The following is a 22,447-nucleotide window of genomic DNA, read 5'->3' as shown; positions in this document are numbered from 1 at the left end:
TTGTTGCCGGCAGCACCTTCAATCACGCATCAATCCCCGCCAACTGCCCGATATTGTCGGCACGAGCTTCGCGTATTCTCGACGGCGCTCCCCAGGCGGCAACGGCGCGGTATTCGCCCCGCACTTCTGCTGCTGGCCAACACGCACCACGAGGAACAGGATGAAGATCGTCTCTGCCGCTTCACTCCCGCCGGATGGCGAACCAGCACTGGCTGAAATCGATGGCGTTCAGATCCCCGTCCACTACCGCGCCGGTTCCACAGACACATTGATCATCCTCTTCCACGGTGCGGTCGATCAGAAGGTCCGACCGAAGCCCCACTTTCAGCCGCTCTTTCCCCATGTGTTCGGCGCTCACCAGTTGGCTGTCTCAGACACGTGCCTCATCCGGAGCGACGAATTGAAGCTGAGTTGGTATCTCGGCACTGACGACCTGCCACTTCCCGCACTGCTCGAGAAGTACTTCAAGCTCGTCAGCCAAGCCGGTAAGTTCAAGCGGGTCATCTTCTTCGGCGCCTCCGGGGGCGGTCACGCGGCGCTGTACCACTCGTACAAGCTTCCTGGAAGCTTGGCAATTGCCGTGAATGCGCAGGTCGACCTGATGCGCTACCACGCGAGCGCGCTGATTGATTACCAGCGCTACTGCTGGCCAGGCGTGTCGAGCATTGAAGACTTGCGGCCTCGTGCGCCGTTGGATCTGCCGGACCTCTACTCCTCGCCAATGCAGAATTTCGTCTGCCTGCTGAATTCGGCAGGAGATCGCCAGCACGTCTTCGATCACAGCTTCGCACTCCTGTCGCGTATTCCCAGGGTTTCGCAGAACCGCGTGGTGTTCCATGCGGACTACTACGGGGTCCTCGGCCACGCGGTGTCTGTACCCTACAAGTCGTGCGTTCCCTGGATCAAGGCGAGTGTCTATTCACCGAATCTCTTTGCGGACTCGCTGCTGAAAAAACTGCAGCAGTTCAGGGGCACGCCCGCTCAGGCTCGGCCGGTCGCTGCGGGCCCGATGCAATTGAAGAGCAACGTCAGCGACGAGGATCTGCGGGTCGCTGACGCACTGTGCGCATTCCAGTTGCGGGAGAGTCCCTGAAATGGCTGCACGCGGATCTCTTTCCTTGGTGAGCCGTGCCGCTGGCGGTGCATAAGTGGCGTAAGGCGCTGCCGCGCTCGATGTCGCGGTTGCAAGCCCTTCCCGCGCGCCGGCTATTCCTGAAGGCGGTGCCGCTGGCGGGGCTCGGCCTGTACGCAGGAACTCGTGCGGCACCGCCATCAGCCTCAGATGAACAGGTGCCTATTGCTGGTGACGGAAGATCGCAGAACCATTCGATCATTCGAGGCGGACCGACCCGGCGTGCCGATTACGTGCACAAGTCGGTGAATGCGTTCACCCTTGACGGGGTGCCCGCTTCGGGATGGCACACCATCGCTGGTCTGGATGCAAACCACGAGCCGCCGATTGACCTGTTCATCGACATTCGGCCGGGTCAGCCGCTGGTCATTCTTTTCCACGGCGCCCAGCGGCGGGGTGTGTCCAACCCATTGCCGATCTTTGTCGATGCCTCCCGATTCGTGCCCCGGACTGCAAGCGTCGTCTGTGTCAGCGATCCCTCGCTGTACTTGAACGAAGAGCTTCAACTGGCGTGGTATGCCGGATCGGAGCGGCAAAGACTGCAGCAGATCCTGCCCCAACTGCTCACCAAGGTGCGGGATTTCGCTCGCCCCTCGCGCATGTTGTTCGCCGGAGGCTCCGGTGGGGGATTCGCCGCTGCCTACTACTCGAGCGCTTTTGATGAGTCTGCTGCGTTGGTTTGGAATCCACAAACCAGCATCTTGCGGTACAGCTCTCGCCATGTCGCGCTCTACGGCAAGGTGGCCTTCGGATTCAAAAGCCTTTCGGAAACGCGCCGTCGGCTGGAGGAGTTCATCGGCGTCGACCTCGCTCCGCGCTTCAGCGCATCGGCCGGCAGTAGCTTGCTGTACCTTCAGAACCGCACAGATTGGCATGCCGAACATCAGCTTGCACCGTTTCTAAAGAGTCTCACGGGCAGCGATGCGCTCCACTCGGGACGTGTCGACCAGCGCGTCCGCGTGCATTTGGGCGACTGGGCGGAGGGTCACCAGCCACCGCCTGCGAAGGCACTTCGCCGCGCCATCGAGCGAAGCCTTGCGCCCGAACTGCCCTGGCCAGGACACGCGCTCGATGCGGCCGCAGGCGCCATTGCCACGTTCGACTGAGGTCACGCTGATCAATCCCCGCTCCGTCCTGCCTCCTCCTGCCGCTTGTCATCGCGACTCTGCCGGGAACAGCGCTGACGCAATTGTCCTCTGCGGCTGCGGCGGACTGGGCCGAAGCGTTCGAACGGCCGAAGGCTTGGACGGCGTGAGGCGTCGCGGTCGAGCTTTGGAATTGAAGCATCGACAACGGTGAGTTCCGCCAGTCGGGTCGCACTGACCGGGCGCAGGTGGCAGTTGGCCGGGGCGTGCTTGTTGGCGCATCCGGAATGGGCCTCCGCGGGAGGAGGGGGCAACTCCCGTCCGCGGGATCGGCACCTGAGTTGGAAGCAGGCGTGACGACGCGGCCCCCACGCGCCTTGAGCCTCGGCAAGGTCGGGTGGGCGTCTCCTTGCGACAGCGGCAACCAGGGGCGCACTGACAGAAGAACTGACATCGCGTCCTTCGACCCCGGAAAAGAACAAGGCCCTAGCGACTGACGCCGCTACGGCCTTGATTCTTCACGCTGTTTTTGGCTCCCCGACCTGGGCTCGAACCAGGGACCTACGGATTAACAGTCCGGCGCTCTACCGACTGAGCTATCGAGGAACAGCCTGGCATTATAGCCAGCTTTGCGACCGACTACAGATCGGCTTGGACCGAGAGCCGGAGGGTCCGCGGTGCCAGCGGGAACAGGTAGGCGTGGCCAAACTGGTACGGCGCCTCGCGCCAGGCGCGGCGGTCCGAGACGTTGTCGACGCCGGCACGCCAGACCACGGCGCGATCGGCAAGGCGCATGTCGTAGCGCGCCCCGAGGTCGACGCGCGCGTAGCCGGGGATCCGTGCGCTGTTGTCGGGCAGCACCATGCGCCCGCTCTCGGCCAGCAGGCCGCCCTGCAGGGTTAGCCCCGGCAGCGCAGTGACGCGGTGGTCGGCCTGCATCTTCAGCGAGCGCGCCGGCACGTTGGTCGGCGCCTTGCCGTCGATCGCCGGGTTCGAGACGCCGAGCACGCGCGCGTGCAGCCACTGCGCGCCAGCGCGCAGCGACCAGTTGCCGAGGCGTGCCGCCACGCCGGCGTCGATGCCGCGGTGGCGCTGCGAACCGTCGGCCTGCCGCGCGCAGGAGAGGTCGGCGTCGCAGGCACCGAGGTCGGCGAACAGCGGCCGGCGGATCTCGAACAGTGCCGCACTCCATTCGGCGACGTCGTTGCCGCCTTTCACGCCGACCTCGGCCTGCCGGCTCTTCAGCGCCGGCAATGCCTCGCCGGCGTTGATGTAGCGCGGTCGGTTCGGCGCCACCTCGGACTCCACGCCGCGGCTCCAGCTGGCATAGACCAGTTGACCCGGCGCCCAGGCGTGGCTCGCCGCGACGAAGGGCGTGGTGAACGTCTGGCGGTAGTTGGTTTCGCGCGGGTCCAGCGGATCGGTGCGCACGCTCTCGCGCTGCAGCCGCGTGTGGCGCAGGCCCAGCCAGAGCGTGCTGCGTTCGTCGAGGCGAAGCGCGTCGCGCAGGCTGATTTCGGTGGAGCGCTCGTCGCGGTTGGTGCTGTCGTCGTTGGGCGCCGGGTTGGCGGGCAGGTCCTGCACGCTGCCATCGACGTTGCCGGTGCCGCTGAAGGCAAAGGTCTGACGCTCGAAGCGGTTCTTCACGCGGCTGTGCAGCAGGCTCGCGCTCAGACCGTGCTCGAACGCGCCTGTGCGCAGCTTGCCCTGCAGCGACAGTTCCAGCGCGTCGGTTCGCCGGCGCTCGTTCTCGCTGCGGAAGTCGTAGAGGTCGAAGTCGCCGTTCGGGCAGTAGCGGTCGGCGTAGTACGTGCCGTCGGGCGCGGGTTCGGGATCGAAGCAGCCGAAGGGGAAGGCGATGCGGTCGTCGCTGGTCAGGCGCTGCGTGGCCGCATGGGCGACGAACTTCCAGCCGTCGGCGAGTCGCTGTTTCCAGCGCAGCGACGCCGTCGTGCCTTCCAGCACCACCGGCAGCGACCAGGCTTGGTTGTTCAGGTTGGTGCGCGGGTCGACCGGCGCGGGTACGTTGTCGCCGAGCAGGCTGAAGCCGGGCACGCTGGGCTGCGAACGGCGGCTGGTCTCGACCTCGGCTTCGATCAGCGTGTCGGCGCCGAGGCGCCAGTCGCCCGCCACGGCAAGGAGATGGCGTTCGCCGTCGGCATCGCGAACCTTCGGTTCGAGCCGGCCCGCCGCAGCGTTGACGCGCACGCCGAAGGCACCGCCGGCGCCGAAGCGCTGGTTGAGGTCGACCGCCGCCGTGACGCTGCCCGCCTCGCGCCACGCCAGCGAGGCACGGCGCAGCGGCTCGTCGACCGGCCGCTTGACGACGAAGTTAACCAGCCCGCCCGGCGCGCTGGTGCCGGCCTGCAGGCCGCTGGTGCCCTTGAGCACTTCGACCTGCGCCTTGTTGTCCAGCGGGATCGAGGTCTCGGCATTGATCGGCAGGCCGTCGCGTCGGTAGTTGAAGCGGTTGTCGATGACGAAGCCGCGCACCGTCAGGTAGTCCCAGTAGCCCTCGGTGTTGTAGGCGTCGCTGACGGCCGCGTCGAAGGCCGTGAGGTCCGACAGGCGCCGCGCGCCGCGGTCCTTCAACTGCTCGTCGCCGAACACCGCCGCCTGCAGCGGCGCGAGCGAGACCGGTACATCGCCCCAGCCGGCACCGGTGACGACCGGCGTGGCGCGGCCCTGCACCAGCACGGGCGCGAGCTGCGTCTCGGTCGGCGTCGTCTGTGCGTGGACGGTGTTGAAGGCGAGGCCGAGCGCCAGCGCGAGCGGCGTTCGGCGGTCGAATGGGCGGGTCTGGCGTCGAAGGCGTGCCATCGTGTTTCCTTGGATGTCGATGGCAGGTCGGCGGGGCCGGCGCCGCCGCAGACCGCGGCGCGCTGACCATGCTTCCCTGCGCGAGGATTACCTCAATCAGGTTCGAAGGGACTCTCTCAGTCGGTCGTCTCGGTGAGAGACGGCCAACACCCCTAGCGGATGCGGTGCGAGTGACACCGCGAACGAATTATCGGCCAAAAAATGGAAGGGGCCGCGAGTGCGGCCCCCTTCTTCCGTCCTGCCGATCAGCGGCTCAATCGAAGTTCGGCGTCTCCACGCCCAGCACCTTGTGCAGCTTCGGGCTGGTGGTCGTGTACTGCAGGTGGATGCGCTTGTCCGGGAAGATGTAGGGCGCTGCAGCGAAGGCTGCGAGCGCTGCCTCGTGGAAGCCGGACAGGATCAGCTTCTTCTTGCCCGGGTAGGTGTTCACGTCGCCCACCGCGAAGATGCCGGGGATACTGGTCTCGAACTTCTCGGTGTCGACGACGATCTGCTTGCGCTCGATGTTGAGGCCCCACTCGGCGATCGGGCCGAGCTTGGGGCTGAGGCCGAAGAAGACGAGCAGCATGTCCAGCGGCACCACGCGCGTGACGCCGTCGCCGCCGGTGATCTTCACGCCGGTGAGGCGGCCGTCGCGCTCCTCGATGCCGGTCGCCTGGCCGACGATGAACTGCATCTCGTAGGCGTCGCACAGCTCCTTCATCTTCCCCACGCTGGCGGGCGCGGCGCGGAAGCCGTCGCGGCGGTGCACGAGGATGACGCTCTCGGCCTTGTTCGGACCGTCCTGCACGAAGTTCAGCGTCCAGTCCAGCGCCGAGTCACCGCCGCCGATGATGACGAGGTTCTTGCCGGCGAACTGCGCCGGGTTCTTCACCCGGTAGAAGACCTGCTTGTCGTTATAGGCGTCGAGCCCCTCGACCTTCAGCGTGCGCGGCTGGAACGAGCCCACGCCGCCGGCGATGAAGATCGTCTTGGTGAGGAAGCGCGTGCCTTTGGACGTCTCGACGTAGAAGCGGCCGTCGTCCTGCTTCTGGACCGCGGTGACTTCCTGGCCGAGGTGGAACGTGGCGCCGAAGGGCTCGATCTGCTTGAGCAGGTTGTCGGTGAGTTCCTTGCCGGTGCACACGGGCACCGCCGGGATGTCGTAGATCGGCTTGTCGGGATAGAGCTCGATGCACTGCCCGCCAGGGTAGGCGAGCGAATCGATGATGTGCGCCTTGATCTCCAGGAGGCCGAGTTCGAAAACCTGGAACAGCCCCACCGGCCCGGCCCCGACGATCACCGCATCGGTCTCGATCGGGCCCTCGTGCGCACCGGCGGTGCGAGCCACTTCGTCGTTCAGCTTCGGTTCCATGGTCTGGTCGGCCGCGTGGCCGCATGAGTTCACTTGATCAACTGGTCGAGCTTGCCGGTGCGGTCTTTCCACTCCTCGGCGTCCGGCAGCGGGGACTTGCGCTTGGTGATGCTGGGCCACTTCTTGGCCAGCTCGGCGTTCAGCGCGATCATGTGCTGCTGGTTGCCGGGCACGTCCTCCTCGGGGACGATCGCGTTCACCGGGCACTCCGGGATGCAGACGGCGCAATCGATGCACTCGTCGGGATCGATGGTGAGGAAGTTCTGGCCTTCACGAAAGCAGTCGACCGGACACACGTCCACGCAATCGGTGTACTTGCAGCGGATGCAGGATTCGAGAACGACGTGGGTCATGGGATTCGACGGTTGGCTGTTGTGGGCGGCACGACGCCGGCAAGCCCGCGATTTTAAGGTCTCAGGGTTTCCTCTTGTTCTTGACCGGCCTCAAGGCGCGGGGATTCCGTGCTCGCGCGCGTCAGCGCCGTGGCGGGCAGCGCGCCGGGGCCGACGGTCACGACCGTAGGCCGGCCGGCATGCAGCACGGTCGCCTGGTCCAGCGTGGCCAGGCAGTGCTGGCTGTGCAGCATGTCCGGCCAGCCGGCCCGCGAGACCACGCTGACGGGGCTGTCTTCCGGCCAGCCGGACTGCTGCAGCCGGCGCGCCAGCGCGGCGAGCTGCCGGCCCGCCATGTAGAACACCTCGGTGTCGGCACTGTGGGCGCCACGCAGCCGGCCTTCGCGCGTCATGGCGGTGCTCAGGCTGACGCTGCGGCCCTGGCCGCGGCGCGTCAGCGGGCGCTGCGTATCGGCAGCGGCGGCCAGCGCGGCAGTCACGCCCGGGACCACCTCGCACGCGATGCCGGCCTCGGCCAGCGCCTCGAGCTCTTCCTCGAGGCGGCCGAACACGCTGGGGTCGCCGCCCTTGAGCCGCACCACCAGAGCCGCCTCGCGGGCGTGGCGCAGCAGCAGTGCGTTGATGGTCGCCTGCGCGGTGCTGTCGGCGAAGCCACGCTTGCCGACGTGGATCCACTGCGCCTGCGGTGCCAGCTCGCGCAGCGCTGGGTCGGTCAGGGCATCGAACAGCACCACGCCCGCGTCGCGCAGGCGGCGCGCCCCGCGCAGGGTGATGAGGTCCGCGGCGCCCGGTCCTGCGCCGATGAAGACGACCCGGCCCACGCTCAGAGGGGCGACTTGACGAGCAGCGCGCCGCTGGTGCGATGGCTCGCCGGGTCGACGACGATCAGTGCGCCGCCAACGCGGTTCGTCTCGTAGCTCTCCACCGGCAGCGGCTGCTGTGTCTCGACGATCACGTGGCCGATGTCGTTGACGGCGAGCTCGTGCGCATCGGTTTCCTGCAGGCTGTGGATGTCGAGTCGGTGCTCGATGGCGGTGATGCGCGCCTGCACCCAGCGGTTGCCGTGGCGCACCCAGTACTTGCGGCCGATCACCGCCGGCTCGGTGTCCAGCCAGGCCAGCGTGGCGGAGAAGCGCTGCGCCGCCTGGATGGCTTTCGGCGTGGCGATCCAGTCGCCGCGGGACACGTCGACCTGGCGGTCGAGCACGATGCCGGCGGACTGTCCGGCCTCGACGACGTCGGCCACCTCACCGGCCAGGCGCACCTCGGCGACCGTGGCCAGCTCGCCGCTCGGGAACAGCTGCACCGCATCGCCCGCCTTCACGCGCCCATGGGCGACGCGGCCCCACAGCGTACGCGGCTGGTTGCCCGTGCCTTCGCCCTCGCGGGCGACATACTGCACCGGCACCAGTAACTCGCCGTCCTTGCGCTCCTGCGCGGTCGGCAGGCTCTCCAGCAGTTGCAGCAGCGAGGGCCCGTCGTACCAGTCCGCGTCCAGCGGCTGGGTGACGTTGTCGCCGCGCAGCGCCGACACCGGCACGATGCCGGCGACGCGGATACCCGCCGCCTCTGCAAAATCGAGCAGCGCATCGCGCACCGCGGCATAGGCGCGAGCCTGCGCACCGACGGCATCGAGCTTGTTGACCGCGAAGACGATGCTCGGCACGCGCAGCAGGTGCGCGAGCAGCGCATGGCGGCGCGTCTGCGCGAGCAGCGGCACCGGCCGCTTCGAGGTGTCGAGCTTGGTGATGTCGACCAGCACCACGGCGGCATCGCTGCCGGCCGCGGCGGTGACCATGTTGCGCGTGTACTGCTCGTGTCCCGGTGCATCGGCGATGATGAACTTGCGCTGCCGCGTGGCGAAGTATCGATAGGCCACGTCGATCGTGATGCCTTGTTCGCGCTCGGCCTCCAGGCCATCGGTCAGCAGCGACAGGTCGATCGGCGCACCGGCTGCCTTCCTCTCCAGCGTGTCGAGCTGGTCGGCGAGGATGGCGCGGCTGTCGTAGAGCAGCCGACCGATCAGCGTGCTCTTGCCGTCGTCGACGCTGCCGGCGGTCAGGAACCGCAAGGCACGGTGATCCCTGATGGCGGGGGCGGCACGGCCATGCGTCGGGCCGCTCCCAGGCACGGCCGGCGCCCCCTCGAGGGGCAGCGATCGAAGGTGAGCGTGGGGGCTGTCGATGATCATCAGAAATATCCTTCCTTCTTGCGTCGCTCCATCGAGGCATCCGAGGTGCGGTCGTCCATGCGCGTGGCGCCCCGCTCGCTGATCGTGACCCTCAGCGTCTCGGCGACGATTTCCGCGGCGTTCGCCGCCGGGCTTTCCACCGGGCAGGTGCAGGTCATGTCGCCGACGGTGCGGAAGCGCACCTCGACTTCCTCGACGGGCTCACCGGCTTCCGGCGGGGTGATGTCGGTGACCGGCACCAGCAGGCCCTTGCGCCGCACCACCTGGCGATCGTGCGCGTAGTACAGGCTCGGCAGCGGGATGTTCTCGCGTGCGATGTACAGCCACACGTCGAGCTCGGTCCAGTTGCTGATCGGGAAGGCGCGCATGTGCTCGCCGGGGCGGATGCGCGTGTTGAACAACGTCCACAGTTCGGGGCGCTGTTCCTTCGGCTGCCACTGGCCGAAGCTGTCGCGGTGGCTGAAGATGCGCTCCTTGGCGCGCGCCTTCTCCTCGTCGCGTCGCGCGCCGCCCATCAGCACGTCGAAGCGGTGTTCCTCGATCGCCTCCAGCAGCGCCACGGTCTGGTGGCCGTTGCGCGACTCGAGCGGGTGCGCCAGGCGCACCGTGCCGCGCCGGATCGAATCCTCGAGATGCCCGACGACGAGGCGTTCGCCCATCTCGGCCACGCGGCGGTCGCGGAACTCGATCACCTCGGGGAAGTTGTGGCCGGTGTCGACATGCAGCAGAGGGAAGGGCAGTCGGCCCTTGTACTGTCCGTCCGGCCCCTTGCTCTTGAAAGCCTTCTCGGCCAGGCGCAGCACCACGCAGGAGTCCTTGCCTCCGGAGAACAGCAGGGCAGGGCGCTCGAAGGCGGCCACCGTCTCGCGCAGGATGAAGATGGCTTCCTCCTCCAGCCAGTCGAGGTGGGTGTGGTCGAGCTCGGGAAGCAGTTGCTCGACGGACAGCGGGGCGTTCATTGCGAGGCTCCTATGACGGAAAGTTCGGCCGGAGCGTCCTTCACGTGCAGGCCGCACTCCTTGGCCTTCTCGTCCTCCCACCACCAGCGTCCGGCCCGGAAGGGCTGGCCCACGGCGATGGCGCGCGTGCAGGGTTCGCAGCCGATGCTGGGCATGAACTCGTCGTGCAGTGCGTTGAAGGGCACGTCGTGGTTCGCGATGTAGTGCCACACGTCGGCCCAGGTCCAGTCGGCCAGCGGGTTGAACTTGATGCGGCCCTTGTCGTCGGCTTCGCTGAACGGCACGCCGCCCCGGTTGTCCGACTGCTCGCGGCGAAGCCCGGTCACCCAGGCGCTCGCGCCGGACAGCATGCGCGCCAGCGGCTCGAGCTTGCGGATCGCGCAGCACTGCTTGCGCAGATCCATGCTGTCGTACATCGCCTTCTCGCCGTGCGTCCTCACGAAGTGGATCGCCGCCTCCTGCGCCGGCTTGAACACCGAAACCGCCAGCCCGTAGCGCTGCTTGATGCGCGGGATCAGCGCCAGCGTCTGCGCGTGCAGCCGTCCGGTTTCCAGCGTCGCCACCGCGATGGGCAGGCCGTGGCGAGCGATCAGGTCGGTGATCACCATGTCCTCGGCCCCCAGGCTGGTGGCCTGCACGATGCGGCCGGCGTGCTCCGCGGCGGCGCTTTGCAGCACCGCCACGGCGTGGGCGACGCGCTCGTCGAAGCCCTCTGTCTTTCGTGCGTACAAGGTAATTGCGCTCATATCGAGGCTCCAGCGTTGATGAACTCGCGCGTCGGCGCCTTCGCGAGCGCCTCGGCGGTGCCGGCCGGCTTGGCGAACAGCGGCCGGTTGTCGGCCGCATCGCCCTGGTAGTGGCCGGGGAAGAAGGACAACGCGCGCTCGGCGGCGTCGATCGACTGGTCGTGGCGCAGCAGCACCGCGTCGAAGCCCGTGCGCTCGAGCAGCGGCAACATGTCCACCAGCACGTCGCCGGTGGCACGGACCTCGCCCGCGAAGCGATAGCGCGAGCGCAGCAGCCGGGCCTGGCTGTAGGCGCGTCCGTCCACCCACTTCGGGAAGTGCAGTGCGACGAGCCCGAAACGCGGCAGGTCCGCGGCGATGTCCTCCACGTCCTGATCGTTCGCGAGCCGGATGCCCACCGGCACGCCGTCGGGCCATTGCGCGCGCGCGGCATGCCATTGGTTGGTGTCCAGCAGCAGATGCGCAGCGGGATTGATGCTGACCGGCGGGCCGTCCTCGCCGGCCAGGGCATGCCAGCGGTCCTTGTGGATGTCGATGAATCGCATGGGAGCTCTCCGCGATCAGGCCGCCTGGGCGGTGGCGTGTCGCACCGCGTTGGCCGGGCCCTTGAAGGGCTCGATGCCGATGCGACGCACGGTGTCGATGAAACGCTCGCCGCTGGTGCGGCGGGCCTTGTAGGTCGCGAGCACCGCCTCGATCGCGTCGGCCACCTCGTCGGCAGCGAAGGACGGACCGATCACCTTGCCCGGCACGGGTGCGCCGGACAGCGACGAGCCGTCGGATCCGCCGAGCGTGAGCTGGTACCACTCGCTGCCGTCCTTGTCGACGCCGAGCACGCCGATGTGGCCGCTGTGGTGGTGACCGCAGGAGTTGATGCAGCCGCTGATGTGCAGGTCGATGTCGCCGAGGTCCTCGACCTCGTCGAGGTCGGTGAATCGCTCGGTGATCTCCGCCGCGACGGGCAGCGAGCGCGCGTTCGCCAGCCCGCAGAAGTCGCCACCGGGGCAGGCAATCATGTCGGTGAGCAAGCCGATGTTGGGCGTGGCGAAGCCGGCCGCCTTGGCTTCCTGCCACAGCGCAGCGAGGTCGCTCTCGCGGACCCAGGGCAGCAGCAGGTTCTGGTCGTGGCTGACACGCAGCTCGCCGTGGCTGAAGCGCTCGGCGATCGTTGCAGCGGCCTCCATCTGCCCGGCCGTCACGTCGCCTGGCGCTTCGCCGACGCGCTTGAGCGACAGCGTCACGGCGCGGTAACCGGGCAGGCGGTGCGCGTGCACGTTGCGCTGCAGCCAGCGCGACAGGGCGCCATTCGGCTTGGACGGCCAGGCCGGCGGCGCACCGGCCTCGCCGATCCCTTCCGGCAGCGCGAAGCTCGACTTCACGCGCTCGAGCTCGGCATGCGGAATGAGATGCGCCGCGCCGTCGGCATCGTCGTGGAGGATGTGGTGGAACTCCTGCTCGACTGCATCGACGAACCGCTGTGCCTCGGCCTTCACGAGAATCTTGATGCGCGCCTTGTAGGCGTTGTCGCGCCGACCGTAGCGGTTGTAGACGCGCACGATCGCCTCGATGAAGACGAGGATCTGCTGCCAGGGCAGGAACTCGCGCAGCACGCTGGCGATCACCGGCGTGCGGCCCATGCCGCCCCCGACCAGCACCTTGAAGCCGATCTCGCCCTGCTCGTTCTTCAACAGGTGCAGTCCGATGTCGTGCCAGGCGCTCGCGGCACGGTCCTCGGCGGCGCCACTGACGGCGATCTTGAACTTGCGCGGCAGGAAGGCGAACTCGGGGTGCAGCGTGCTCCACTGGCGCAGCACCTCGCAGTAGGGGCGCGGGTCGACGACCTCGTCGGGCGCGATGCCGGCGAGCGCATCGCTGGTGATGTTGCGGATGCAATTGCCGCTGGTCTGGATGCCGTGCATGTCGACCTCGGCGAGCAGGTCCATCACGTCGGCGCCCTTGGTCAGCGGGATCCAGTTGAACTGCAGGTTCTGGCGCGTGGTGAAGTGGCCGTAGCCGCGGTCGAACTCGCGCGCAATGCGCGCCAGCTGGCGCAACTGGTGCGCACGAATCTGCCCGTACGGCACGGCGATGCGCAGCATCGGCGCGTGGCGCTGCACGTACCAGCCGTTCTGCAGGCGCAGCGGGCGGAACTCCTCTTCGCCGAGCTTGCCGGCGAGGTTGCGCTCGAGCTGGTCGCGGAACTGCGCGGCGCGCTGGCGGACGAAATGGCGGTCGAACTCGGTGTATTGGTACATCTCAGGCCATCACTTCAGTGGATTACCTTCAGGCCGGCGGTGACGAGGGCGGCGCAAAGCAGGCCGCGTACCAGCCGCTCGGGCATCCTTCGCGTCAGCTGCGCACCGAGCCAGATGCCGGGCAGGCTGCCGACCAGCAGGGCGCCGAGCAGCGCCCAGTCGACGTGACCCAGCGTGGCGTGGCCGATGCCGGCGACGAAGGTCAGCGGCACGGCGTGAGCGATGTCGGTGCCGACCACGCGGTGCGATTCGAGGCGGGGGTAGAGCAGCATCAGCAGCGTCGCGCCGATGGCGCCCGCGCCGATCGAGCTGAGCGAGACCAGCACGCCCAGGAGCAGGCCGCACGCCACTGTCAGCGCCGGCTTGCGCGATTCGGGCAGCCAGCGTTCCAGTCGCAGGCCGACCGCATGCCAGGCGCTGCGGTAGGCCACCACCACGGCAGTGAGCAGCAGCGCGATCCCCAGCGAGAAAGTCAGTGCGCTGGACCAGCCCTTGGTCAGGCCGGTGAAGTGCATCAGCGTGACCGTCGCCAGCGAGGCGGGGACGCTGGCGGCGAGCAGGAGCGCGGTGATGCGCCATTGCACGTGACCGGCGTGGTGATGCGACACGGAGCCCGCGGTCTTGGTCAGCGCGGCGAACCACAGGTCGGTGCCGATCGCCACCGCGGGACTCAGCTTGAACACCGACAGCAGCAGCGGCGTCATCAGCGAACCGCCGCCGACGCCGGTCATGCCGACGATGGCGCCGACGCCGAAGCCGCTGAGAATCGCAATCCAGTCCATGGGCCGCCGATGAAGTCCAACGGCCGCCGGGTGGCGACCGATGCGAGCACTCTAGGGACGCTCCATATATATGAAAAGAACTTTATCGTTGATTGTTTATGTCATTGGAGAATAAAGAGTTGCTGAGCAGCGGCCGCCGCCGCTGGCTGGGCTGGACGCTGGCCACCGCCGCGCTGGCGGGCTGCCAGTCGGCGCCCATGGCACCGCCCGCGCCCGAGCCTTCCGTTCCCCCCGCGCCGCCGCCGGCGCCAAAGCCGCCGCGCATCGGCCTGGCGTTGGGCGGGGGCGCAGCACGCGGCTTCGCCCACATTGGCGTCATCCAGGCGCTGGAGGACAGCGGTATCCGTCCGGATCTGGTGGTCGGCACCTCGGCGGGCAGCCTCGTGGCGGCGCTCTATGCCTCGGGGAAACGGTCGGCGGAACTGCTGTCGCTGGCCGACGCGATGGACGAGTCGGCGATCACCGACTGGGCCTTCCCCGGCCGGGGGCTGATCCGTGGCGAGGCACTGGCGCGGTTCGTGCGCGAGCACACCGGCGGCAAGACGATCGAGCAGATGGCGATGCCGCTGGGCATCGTCGCCACCGACTTGGACAGCGGCGCGCCCATCCTGTTCCAGCGTGGTGACGCCGGCATCGCAGTGCGCGCTTCCAGCGCGGTGCCGGCGGTGTTTCAGCCGGTGCGCATTGGCGCGCGGGAGTACGTGGACGGCGGGCTGGTTTCACCGGTGCCGGTGCGCTTCGCACGCCAGATGGGGGCGGAACTGGTGATCGCCGTCGACATCTCGGCGGCGCCGGAGGGCAACGCCACCGGCGACCCGATGCACATGCTGCTGCAGACCTTCGCGATCATGGGGCGCAGCATCAACGCGCTGGAGCTGCGTGATGCCGACGTCGTGCTGCGGCCGCGCCTGTCCGGGGTCTCGGGCGCCGACTTCGCGGCACGCAAGCGCGTCATCCAGGCGGGTCGCGAGGCGGCACTGACGGGTCTGTCCGACCTGCGCGCCAAGCTGATCGCCAAGTCCCGCTGATGAGGCGGCCTCGCCAGGGTGATACGCCGAGGATGAACCAGGGGCGCGCCTAAGTCCTTGTCCTTTAAGGGAAAGTCTGCCTCCGCACCCTGTACAGGGCGCCGGAGGCCATTGAATCTTCTAATGAGCGGTGTTGGTTCGACGAAGCCGACGCCTCGCGGCACTCCGAGCGGTCGACGCCATTGACCTACCAATGGTGCGCACTGGCGGATGGCAGCCGCCGAGGCTAGCGCTTCCGCTTCCCACTCGGCCAGGGCAAATGGCCAGTCAGCTCTGGCAACCCGCCATCGTCCACCAAGCGCTGACCGTATCGCGTCACCTCCACCTCTGGCAGGTCTTCGTCAGAGAACCACAGGAGCGCGACGGTCGTATCCGTGCGTTGGTAGTGCCTCGCCATCTCGGTCAAAACGAGCCCCTTGTCCCAGCTCTCGAACCAGACGTCTTGCGCGACATCGTCGGTATCAAGACCACTCACGCCGGCCTGACGCAGACGCTCCGCGACGGAGAGCGGCGGTATCGGAGACTTGGGCGGAATCCAAGCCCCAACGCGCCTCAACGAAGTTGAGCGTGCGGCGTAGCGAACCATTCCCCGTTCCATGGTGACGAAGGCACACGGGATGTCTGCGAGAGTCGCGTACCGAGAAGCTGCAGCCGGGAAGGATGCCTGGAACTCGGCCGCCAAGTACTCAATGACCTCAACAGACGGTTCATCCTTAGGGACTGCCTCGCGCCACTGCACATAGGGCATCAATAGCTCTGCTGCGAATGTGTCGCAGTGAACCTCGTTGATGTCGCGCTTCGCGTATGCCCAAGAGGGCACCACGTCATGGCTTGAGGGCAGGCCCAGCACGATGTGGGCAACTTCATGGCACGTCGTGTACCGCTGGCGCGGCACCGGCTCGAGCGAATTGATTGTGATGACGTGCCGGCCGTTTGGCTTGGTCACCGTATAGCCAGACTCTCCCTCGCCCAACTCTTCCTTGACAAGCTTGGCATTCGCAGCCTGGACGTAGACGCTCAAGTCGTTCTTGACATCCTTGATGTCGAGCCCGGAGACAAACATCCGGGCTCGCTGCTGCACCTCAAGCTCGTCCACGTCGGTTCGCCTCCCTACTCGTCATCTTCTTCGAAGGCGCGTCTGATTCGGGCAATCAACACAGCGGGTTCGGGCCGTACGGTGCCCCGGTGTCTGACACCGGCTGCCGCAGCGAATATGTCCGCTGGAATCGACGCATCGTCCAAGACGAACTCTACAAGCGCCGGGTCGGCGTCCGGGTGCTCCACGAGCCACTTGACGATTTCAGTGTCTCGCTCACTTGGCTTGAGAACCTTCAGCAGCTTCGCAACGAGCTCTGGAGACGGCCCTGTCTTCTCGCCCGTCTCTAGGCGGTGGACATAAGCGTGGTCGACGGTGGAAAGCTGACCTACCTCACGCAGCGACAGTGTTCGTCGCTCGCGAAGCGTGCGTAGGGCGACGCCTAGGCCTGTTTGAGCCATGGGAACTCCAAAGAGGGGAAGTTGGGTGTGCGAACTGTGGCCAGGGGTTCGCCACAGCAGCGGTATGCGGGATGTGCCGAAAGCCCGAGCGGGGCGTCAAAGGGCTAGAACGCCAGGGATGCCGGCTGCTTGTGCACTCCGGCCACACCCCTGCTATACTGTTGTCCAGACAGACAACGCATCTGGCTCGTCTACTATGAAGATTGTTGGAACGACGGCTGTTCACGGCGTTGTTTCCGAAGACAACGGACTTTGCCACGGCACGCTCTGACATGCAACCAGGCTAATCGGATGACCTCAGACTCTTCCACCGCAGTTCAACTCGAGCTCCCGGAGCCTCCGCCGGGCCTTCCCGCTGTCGATGACGGCGGGATGGCCGACGAGTTGAGCCAAATCGCGGCGGCCGGTGACGAGGCGATGGTGGTCGGTAACGCCTATACGGTCTGCCTGTACAAGAGGCAACAGCCCGGCCAGGCCTGGACAGCCGTCTGCTGCGGCGAGTTCGCAGGTACGGCCCTCGACGCCGCCAAGACAGTTCCGCAAGGCAAGCGCTGGTGGGCGACGACGGACGGGGCGCCATGGTCGGTGAGTCTGGACGGACTGCAAGTCTGCAAGGCGACGGCCGGCGTGATGTCCAAGTGGGTCAAGACCTCGACGGATTCGACCAGTGGGCGTGAGGGCGACGTCACCCAAGCCATCAAAGACGAGCTCACGTATCTGGCCGGATGGCGGTGCCAGTTCGCAGGTTGCGGACGCGACTTGCGGCGTCACCATGCAACCGGCCGGCGCGGGCGGTTCTCCTACTTCGCACACATCGTCGCAGCATCCCCCAATGGGCCGCGCGGGCATGCGACTGAATCAAAGGAGCTTGCCTCGGACCTGAGCAACTTCATGCTCCTGTGCGATGAGTGTCACCGCTTGGTCGACAAGGTGAATCCGTCCCGGTACACCGTGGCCATCCTTCGGAAGATGCGCGAGGACAGCATCGCGGAGGTGCAGCGACTGCTTGACACGCTTCAGTACGCGCCGGCTGAGGTCGTGGCATTCATCGGGAACATCGCCGGCCAGCAGGGCCAGCTCAGCATGGACGACGCACAGCAGGCAATGTGGGGGCGCCGCCTGAGGGGCCAGAGCGCGAAGCCTGAGTACTTCTTCCGACTGGGCGGCAACCTTCACCAAGTCCACGAGCCGGCCTACTGGCTGTCTCTGTTTCAGTCACTCAGGCAAGATGTGCCCCGCCTGCAGGCGCTGCTTAATGGAACTCTGCACGGTGGCGGGACCCGACCGCGCCTTGCCATCTTCCCGCTTCACGGCACGTCGCTCCTCGTTCTGGCTGGACGCCTGCTGGGCGACAACGGCGGCACGGAACTATTCCAGCCCCACAGGAACAAGATGGGCGCGCAAACCCGATGGGAGTGGCCGACTGTGGAGCCGCTGACCTCGGTCGCCGCCGACAAGTTCAAGTTGACAGAAGCGGCGCCGGCCAGAGCCGGGGCTACTGAAGCATGCTTGGTGGTGGCTCTTACCTCCGACATCCCCGCCGAGCGGATGCCAAGCTCTTGTGCCGCCGCGGGTCAGTACTCCCTGCCAACGCTCCGCATCACGGCCCCGACGTTCGACAAGGACTGCATGGAGCGCCCCGAAGACGTTCAGAGCCTCGGCCGCGTGGTCGATGCAGCCATCCATCGCCTGCAAGATGAATGGCGTGTCAGCACCGTTCACCTGTTCGTTAGCGCCCCGACGACTGCCGTCGTCACCGTGGGCCAGAAGATTCAGGCGCGGCACCAGGCCACGTACGTGTGCTACGAGGCCTTGACCGGGCCAGGTTCCGTGTACGCCCCCACCATCGAAATTGCATCCACGTCGGCGCGCGAACTGGTCTCGGGCGTCAACACTTCCGTCAACCTCCAGCTCTAAGGGAGAAGAAGACATGACCGGCAATCCGACGCTCTCCAAACGCCTGACCGAAGAACTCGCGGCGCGCAGCGAAACCCAACAATGGGAAGAGCTCATCGCCAACCTCCTGCGGAGGCTCGAGCTCGATGCCAATGCCAAGGCGGATGCCGAAGCAGACTATGGGCGGCTCGCTAACTCCATCGCGGCCAAGCTCAGCATTCCGCGCCACGACGTCGACATCTTCCCGCAGGGGTCCATGCGCACGCAGACAACCATCAGTCAGCGCTACCCGGTCAAGTTCGACCTCGACATCGTCGTGAAGCTCTCGGGCCCGAAGTACACGTCGCCGGACCCCGAGGTGTTGTTCGCGGAGTTTGGCAAGGCGCTGGGGGGCAACGTGTCGGTGACGGGTGAGCCGAAGGCCAAGCGGCGGTGCTGGCGGCTGGACTACCCGAACAAGCCGTACTACTTCGACGTCACGCCGGCGGTTGCGGACCAGACGAAGCGCCAGGGTTCGAGCCTCTCAGTGCGAGACCCAGACACGAGGTGGGCGCCGTCGAATCCCGTCGAGTTCGCTGACTGGTTCTGTGGCTGGGCCGAAAAGCGGTTCCCGTTCCAGACGCGGCTCATCAAGGCGGCTGCGGAGGCGCGCACTACGGTTACGCCGCTTCCCGACCAGCCTGTTGCGCTCGACGACATCTTGCGCCGCGGTACGCAGCTGATGAAGTTGCACCGCGACACGGAGTACTGGGGCGCTTCGGAGAAGAAGCAGGAAGCGATGCCCATCAGCGTCATCATCGTCACGCTCGCGACGCATGCATACGCGGAGTTGCTGAAGAACCGCGCGAACGAGTTCAGCTCACCCATCGAGGTATTGCTTGCTCTTGTCGAGGAGATGCCGAAGTACATCGGCCGGACCAACGGGGCGTGGCGCGTCGAGAACCCGAAGCTGAGCAGCGAGAACTTCGCGGACAAGTGGAACACCGATGGTGGTGTGCGCCAAGCGGAGTTCATGCGCTGGCACAAGAAGCTCGAAGCCGACCTCGAAGCACTGCTGCACCAGAGCTACCGGCAACCTACCGAAGACAGGATTCGGGCGGTGTTCGGTTCGGCCGGCGTCGAGGCGTGGAAGGCGAGCAAGCCCAAGGCCAACGTGCTCGACGGGCTGGTCGCGAGCGCCGCGGGTCACACTCGAACGAATCCGAGCCAGCCGGTCAAGACGGGCTCTTCCAACACCTTGGGGTGAGCCTTGTCAGGTCGCAGCCCCTTCGAAACGGCAGTAGCCCTGGTCGAGGACTGGCTCGACCGCGGCGACGGCGTGAAGTGGGCCAAGCGAGACGTCCGAGTGCGCGTGGGCAACGGCGTTGCCTGGGACATCGACCTGCAAGACGACTCCTTGCCGGTCAGGGCCGTGCGACTTGTGCTGCCGCCAGACTTCCCGGCGAGCCCGTGCGAGTTCTTCGTTTCGCGCGACTTGTTCCTTCGGATTCCTCACGTTGAGTCCGACGGACGCTTGTGCCTCGGTATCGAGTCTGTGCCGAACGACTATGACGACCCGGTTTCTGCGGTTCTCAGGGCCGTGGCCCAGCTGGAGTCCAAGCTCTTGGCGCCGGCCGCAAGCCCCGAGTGGGTCGCCGAGCAGTTCCACGCTGAGCGAGCCTCGTACTGGGGGCAGTACTGTTTGCGCCGCCGGAAGGAGCGCGACCACAGGCCAGTTCCGGCCCGCGTGTATGCGAACATCGACGGGCTGGGCACGTGGTCGCTGGGCTCGACAGCCGCATACTTTCCAAGCGCAAGCAAGCATCGGCGATATGCGCTTGAGGTCATCACGTGCAAGGGCACCGACCCGCACGAGTTGGCGGGGCGGCATCGCTGGGCCGATGGGACTGTGGTGAAGGGCGATGCCCTGCTGGTGCGGCTGCCGACCGAGTTTCCTTGGACGCCGGCATCCTGGCCGACTACGTACGCCGACTTGGATTCTCTCGTTGCTCACGTAACCGAGCACGAAGTGTCTGTGACGTCGTGGCTGGGCCAGGTGGGCGTCACCGACGACAAGCCCCCACCCTTCAAAGGCTCCAAAAAGGCTCGACGCGACCAGCCGAAGGAGGCGCCGCCTGGACAACGTCCGCTCACGGTGGTACTGGAGCACGGTGGCGTCCTCTTCGGCTTTCAGGTCTACGCGCCGTCGATTCCTATCGCGACCAGTCCCGCTATCGAGCCACTCCACGTCACGCGGGTCGACCCTGACTGGGCACTTGCGCGCGACCATCACGTGCGGGCGATGCATTCGCGCCGTGTGCACCGCGTGCTGCTTATCGGTGCCGGGTCACTCGGCAGCCCGGTAGCGCGACTTCTGGCTCGCGCCGGTGTTGGCTGCATAGACATCGTCGACTCGCAGCTGATGGAGCCCGAGAACACGAGTCGTCATGAACTTGGCCTTCAGCACGTGGGCCAAGGCAAGGCCCACGCCCTTGCCGCAGAGTTGGCGGAATCCGTGCCTGGCCTTCGAGTCAAGGGATTCGTTGCTGAGGCCAGCACTTGGGCGCTCAAGAACTGTCGGCCTGGCATGTATGACTTGGTCGTCGAATGCACCGCAGAGAGCTCTGTCCGGTCCTTCGTCACTCAGGCAAGAGCCGGCTTGTTTGGTGACGTGCCGGTGATTCACGCGTGGACCGAGCCGTTGTGTAGCGCGGCCCACGCGGTTCTAGCCCAACCACAGGTTCCCTGGCCAGCCGACGACCCCGCGGACGAGTTGGTCAACGCTAGCGACTTGTCGGCGGCGGACACCCGCATCTCGGTCCCTGCTTGTGCGGGCGGCTTCCACCCATATGGTGCCGCAGACATTACGCAGGTGGCTGCATTCGTGGTCGAACGAATCCTCGCGGTCATCGACCAGCCGACGATGCCTTCGACAGTGTGGTCGTGGGTGCGGGCCAAGGCTTACTTTGACGCGCTCGACCGGCCCGTTCGGGTCCGAGCAATCGTGCCCACGGGCGGTTCGGTCTTCGACACTGCCACAACGTCGCGGCTACTGTCTGACGTCCTGAAGAGTCGATGAAGCAGGCGGTGACGTTTCAGCTTCCAGGCGCTAGCTGGACCCTGGAGCTCTCAGATTCAGTTCTCGCCGTTCTCGGCGCCAACGCACAGTTCGGCCGCAGAGACCCTGAATCTGTCGGTCAGCTATTCGTCCGGGATTTGACTCAAGCCGAAGTCGTGGTGGAGCTCGCCACGGTGCTGAAGCCCACCTTGGCAAGACGCACTCGTGTCAAGTTCGACGTGGCTGCCGCCCAGTCTGAACGCGACAGGCTCTTTGAAAAGGGCTGGCACTGCATCGGAATCTGGCACTCGCACCCGGAGCCGTTTCCAAGCCCGTCAGACGAGGACCACGAACTCGCCAGTGACCACGCACGTGCGGCGCAGGGGCAGCTGAGTGGTCTGACATTCGCGATTGTCGGTACAAGTCCGCTTCCAGCAGGTCTGGGGGTCTGGGTCCACGATGGCCAGGATATGCATGGGATGGTGTTGCTCGACAGCGCATCAGTGAAGCCACCAGCCCGATAAAGCACAAACTCCTGCGCCCAACGCGCATGGAAAAACTCGTTCTCTGATAGTCACTTGCGCGTGTAGCTGGATGCCCATACAGTGTCGCCATCGAACACCCGTTAGATGGCCAACATGGACGCTGCAGCCCTCGACCTCCGCTACCTCAACGCCCTGCGCGTGCACTGGAAGCGCCACAAGGCGTTCCCCTCGATGGCCAAGCTCGCCGAGGTCATCGGCCTCAAGTCCGCGGCCGGCGTCTTCGCTGTCGTCGGTCGCCTGACAGAGGCCGGCTACCTCGAGCGCAACGACGGCCGCATCGCGCCCACGAAGAAGTTCTTCTCGTACCGCCTGCTGGGCTCCGTGCGCGCGGGCGTGCCGCAAGAGGTTGGCCAGTACGACGGCTTCGAGTTCATGAACGTTGAGGACTGCCTAATTGCACACCCGGAGCGCACTAGCTTCTGCACCGTGCGTGGCGATTCGATGAACGGCGTCGGCCTGCTCGACGGCGACATCGTCGTGGTCGAGCACAACTCGCCGACCAAGCCCGGCGACATCGTCGTCGCCGTGGTCGACGGGCGGGCCACCGTGAAGTCCTTGAGCCTCGAACGCGGCCAGTACGTCCTCAAGCCCGAGAACCCGGCCTACGACGTCATCCGGCCTGGCGAGTCGCTCGAGGTCCTAGGCGTGGTCGTGGGCTCATTCCGAAGCATGCGGAGGTGACCCACTGAGCACCTTCCGCCTGCGCGGCTAGCCCGCGCAACTCCACTGAGCCGCTGCTGCGCGCCGCGTGCGCGCCAGGCGGAGCC

20 protein-coding genes, 1 tRNA gene and 1 riboswitch are annotated in these 22,447 nt (G+C 66.5%); of the genes, 8 read left to right on the top strand and 13 right to left on the bottom strand.

Annotation, left to right across the window (positions count from 1 at the left end):
- The first annotated feature begins 160 nt into the window (after positions 1 to 160).
- Both Q0599_RS16030 and Q0599_RS16025 read left to right on the top strand, forming a co-directional pair.
- Complete coding sequence (locus Q0599_RS16030) at positions 161 to 1,093, top strand: hypothetical protein (RefSeq protein ID WP_298831364.1); 933 nt, start codon at positions 161 to 163, stop codon at positions 1,091 to 1,093.
- A 35-nt stretch (positions 1,094 to 1,128) separates the two neighbouring features.
- Positions 1,129 to 2,238, top strand: coding sequence for a hypothetical protein (locus Q0599_RS16025; protein WP_298831361.1), 1,110 nt, complete (start codon positions 1,129 to 1,131; stop codon positions 2,236 to 2,238).
- A 509-nt stretch (positions 2,239 to 2,747) separates the two neighbouring features.
- Here the strand turns inward: Q0599_RS16025 and Q0599_RS16020 are convergent.
- The 11 genes from Q0599_RS16020 to Q0599_RS15970 form a co-directional block, all read right to left on the bottom strand.
- Positions 2,748 to 2,823: transfer RNA gene (locus Q0599_RS16020), tRNA-Asn, on the bottom strand.
- Between the two features lie 33 nt (positions 2,824 to 2,856).
- A complete protein-coding gene (locus Q0599_RS16015) occupies positions 2,857 to 5,037 on the bottom strand; it encodes a TonB-dependent siderophore receptor (protein ID WP_298831357.1) in 2,181 nt (726 codons plus the stop codon).
- A 56-nt stretch (positions 5,038 to 5,093) separates the two neighbouring features.
- A riboswitch (TPP riboswitch) is annotated at positions 5,094 to 5,201 on the bottom strand.
- 89 nt (positions 5,202 to 5,290) lie between these two features.
- Positions 5,291 to 6,391, bottom strand: a complete 1,101-nt coding sequence (locus Q0599_RS16010) for an NAD(P)/FAD-dependent oxidoreductase (RefSeq protein WP_298831354.1) — start codon at positions 6,389 to 6,391, stop codon at positions 5,291 to 5,293.
- A gap of 29 nt (positions 6,392 to 6,420) precedes the next feature.
- A complete protein-coding gene (gene fdxA, locus Q0599_RS16005; RefSeq protein WP_298831348.1) occupies positions 6,421 to 6,744 on the bottom strand; it encodes a ferredoxin FdxA in 324 nt (107 codons plus the stop codon).
- 53 nt (positions 6,745 to 6,797) lie between these two features.
- Positions 6,798 to 7,565: a uroporphyrinogen-III C-methyltransferase gene (gene cobA / locus Q0599_RS16000; protein WP_298831345.1), complete on the bottom strand. Its 768-nt coding sequence runs from the start codon at positions 7,563 to 7,565 to the stop codon at positions 6,798 to 6,800.
- Between the two features lie 2 nt (positions 7,566 to 7,567).
- The gene (locus Q0599_RS15995) at positions 7,568 to 8,875 is read right to left on the bottom strand and encodes a GTP-binding protein (protein ID WP_298832732.1); all 1,308 of its coding nucleotides are present in this window, start codon (positions 8,873 to 8,875) and stop codon (positions 7,568 to 7,570) included.
- Positions 8,876 to 8,934: 59 nt separating this feature from the next.
- Positions 8,935 to 9,894, bottom strand: a complete 960-nt coding sequence (gene cysD, locus Q0599_RS15990; protein WP_298831342.1) for a sulfate adenylyltransferase subunit CysD — start codon at positions 9,892 to 9,894, stop codon at positions 8,935 to 8,937.
- Complete coding sequence (locus Q0599_RS15985; protein WP_298831339.1) at positions 9,891 to 10,640, bottom strand: phosphoadenylyl-sulfate reductase; 750 nt, start codon at positions 10,638 to 10,640, stop codon at positions 9,891 to 9,893. Before Q0599_RS15985 ends, cysD begins: the two co-directional genes overlap by 4 nt.
- The gene (locus tag Q0599_RS15980; protein WP_298831337.1) at positions 10,637 to 11,185 is read right to left on the bottom strand and encodes a DUF934 domain-containing protein; all 549 of its coding nucleotides are present in this window, start codon (positions 11,183 to 11,185) and stop codon (positions 10,637 to 10,639) included. Before Q0599_RS15980 ends, Q0599_RS15985 begins: the two co-directional genes overlap by 4 nt.
- Before the next feature lie 15 nt (positions 11,186 to 11,200).
- A complete protein-coding gene (locus Q0599_RS15975) occupies positions 11,201 to 12,895 on the bottom strand; it encodes a nitrite/sulfite reductase (protein WP_298831334.1) in 1,695 nt (564 codons plus the stop codon).
- Between the two features lie 14 nt (positions 12,896 to 12,909).
- Positions 12,910 to 13,677 (bottom strand): sulfite exporter TauE/SafE family protein, encoded by a 768-nt coding sequence (locus Q0599_RS15970; protein ID WP_298831332.1) that lies wholly within the window; start codon positions 13,675 to 13,677, stop codon positions 12,910 to 12,912.
- A 197-nt stretch (positions 13,678 to 13,874) separates the two neighbouring features.
- Between Q0599_RS15970 and Q0599_RS15965 the strand changes: the two genes are divergently transcribed.
- Positions 13,875 to 14,705, top strand: a complete 831-nt coding sequence (locus Q0599_RS15965) for a patatin-like phospholipase family protein (RefSeq protein ID WP_298832730.1) — start codon at positions 13,875 to 13,877, stop codon at positions 14,703 to 14,705.
- A 226-nt stretch (positions 14,706 to 14,931) separates the two neighbouring features.
- On the opposite strand, the gene Q0599_RS15960 is transcribed toward Q0599_RS15965, so the two are convergent.
- Positions 14,932 to 15,801 (bottom strand): ImmA/IrrE family metallo-endopeptidase, encoded by an 870-nt coding sequence (locus Q0599_RS15960; RefSeq protein ID WP_298831329.1) that lies wholly within the window; start codon positions 15,799 to 15,801, stop codon positions 14,932 to 14,934.
- A gap of 14 nt (positions 15,802 to 15,815) precedes the next feature.
- Positions 15,816 to 16,202 (bottom strand): helix-turn-helix transcriptional regulator, encoded by a 387-nt coding sequence (locus Q0599_RS15955; protein WP_298831328.1) that lies wholly within the window; start codon positions 16,200 to 16,202, stop codon positions 15,816 to 15,818.
- Positions 16,203 to 16,574: 372 nt separating this feature from the next.
- On the opposite strand from Q0599_RS15955, the gene Q0599_RS15950 reads away from it, so the two are divergent.
- The 5 genes from Q0599_RS15950 to Q0599_RS15930 all read left to right on the top strand — a co-directional run bounded on the left by Q0599_RS15950 (position 16,575) and on the right by Q0599_RS15930 (position 22,361).
- Entirely contained in the window at positions 16,575 to 18,119 is a 1,545-nt protein-coding gene (locus Q0599_RS15950; RefSeq protein WP_298831325.1) for an SAVED domain-containing protein, read from the top strand.
- A gap of 13 nt (positions 18,120 to 18,132) precedes the next feature.
- On the top strand, positions 18,133 to 19,344 hold the full coding sequence (locus Q0599_RS15945; protein WP_298831322.1) for a nucleotidyltransferase: 1,212 nt from the start codon (positions 18,133 to 18,135) through the stop codon (positions 19,342 to 19,344).
- A gap of 3 nt (positions 19,345 to 19,347) precedes the next feature.
- Positions 19,348 to 21,156: a ThiF family adenylyltransferase gene (locus tag Q0599_RS15940; protein ID WP_298831320.1), complete on the top strand. Its 1,809-nt coding sequence runs from the start codon at positions 19,348 to 19,350 to the stop codon at positions 21,154 to 21,156.
- Positions 21,153 to 21,659 carry a Mov34/MPN/PAD-1 family protein gene (locus tag Q0599_RS15935; RefSeq protein ID WP_298831318.1) on the top strand — a complete coding sequence of 169 codons (507 nt, stop codon included), beginning with the start codon at positions 21,153 to 21,155 and terminating at the stop codon, positions 21,657 to 21,659. The genes Q0599_RS15940 and Q0599_RS15935 overlap by 4 nt, the downstream gene beginning before the upstream one ends.
- A gap of 114 nt (positions 21,660 to 21,773) precedes the next feature.
- Positions 21,774 to 22,361 (top strand): S24 family peptidase, encoded by a 588-nt coding sequence (locus tag Q0599_RS15930; protein ID WP_298831315.1) that lies wholly within the window; start codon positions 21,774 to 21,776, stop codon positions 22,359 to 22,361.
- Positions 22,362 to 22,447: the final 86 nt, after the last annotated feature.

The organism is uncultured Piscinibacter sp. (assembly GCF_937952055.1).
In the GTDB taxonomy this organism is placed as follows: Bacteria; Pseudomonadota; Gammaproteobacteria; order Burkholderiales; family Burkholderiaceae_C; genus Piscinibacter.
This window is presented reverse-complemented; position numbering and strand designations above follow the sequence as displayed.

What these genes read in the sequence shown, in the direction of transcription:
- cysD (WP_298831342.1), bottom strand. Translation starts at nt 9,894, where the DNA reads ATGAACGCCCCGCTGTCCGTCGAGCAACTGCTTCCCGAGCTCGACCAC.
- Q0599_RS15945 (WP_298831322.1), top strand. Translation starts at nt 18,133, where the DNA reads ATGACCGGCAATCCGACGCTCTCCAAACGCCTGACCGAAGAACTCGCG.
- Q0599_RS16015 (WP_298831357.1), bottom strand. Translation starts at nt 5,037, where the DNA reads ATGGCACGCCTTCGACGCCAGACCCGCCCATTCGACCGCCGAACGCCG.
- Q0599_RS15985 (WP_298831339.1), bottom strand. Translation starts at nt 10,640, where the DNA reads ATGAGCGCAATTACCTTGTACGCACGAAAGACAGAGGGCTTCGACGAG.
- Q0599_RS15930 (WP_298831315.1), top strand. Translation starts at nt 21,774, where the DNA reads ATGGACGCTGCAGCCCTCGACCTCCGCTACCTCAACGCCCTGCGCGTG.
- Q0599_RS15970 (WP_298831332.1), bottom strand. Translation starts at nt 13,677, where the DNA reads ATGGACTGGATTGCGATTCTCAGCGGCTTCGGCGTCGGCGCCATCGTC.
- Q0599_RS16010 (WP_298831354.1), bottom strand. Translation starts at nt 6,391, where the DNA reads ATGGAACCGAAGCTGAACGACGAAGTGGCTCGCACCGCCGGTGCGCAC.
- Q0599_RS15965 (WP_298832730.1), top strand. Translation starts at nt 13,875, where the DNA reads ATGGCACCGCCCGCGCCCGAGCCTTCCGTTCCCCCCGCGCCGCCGCCG.
- Q0599_RS15975 (WP_298831334.1), bottom strand. Translation starts at nt 12,895, where the DNA reads ATGTACCAATACACCGAGTTCGACCGCCATTTCGTCCGCCAGCGCGCC.
- Q0599_RS15935 (WP_298831318.1), top strand. Translation starts at nt 21,153, where the DNA reads ATGAAGCAGGCGGTGACGTTTCAGCTTCCAGGCGCTAGCTGGACCCTG.
- Q0599_RS16030 (WP_298831364.1), top strand. Translation starts at nt 161, where the DNA reads ATGAAGATCGTCTCTGCCGCTTCACTCCCGCCGGATGGCGAACCAGCA.
- Q0599_RS15955 (WP_298831328.1), bottom strand. Translation starts at nt 16,202, where the DNA reads ATGGCTCAAACAGGCCTAGGCGTCGCCCTACGCACGCTTCGCGAGCGA.
- Q0599_RS15980 (WP_298831337.1), bottom strand. Translation starts at nt 11,185, where the DNA reads ATGCGATTCATCGACATCCACAAGGACCGCTGGCATGCCCTGGCCGGC.
- Q0599_RS15950 (WP_298831325.1), top strand. Translation starts at nt 16,575, where the DNA reads ATGGCCGACGAGTTGAGCCAAATCGCGGCGGCCGGTGACGAGGCGATG.
- fdxA (WP_298831348.1), bottom strand. Translation starts at nt 6,744, where the DNA reads ATGACCCACGTCGTTCTCGAATCCTGCATCCGCTGCAAGTACACCGAT.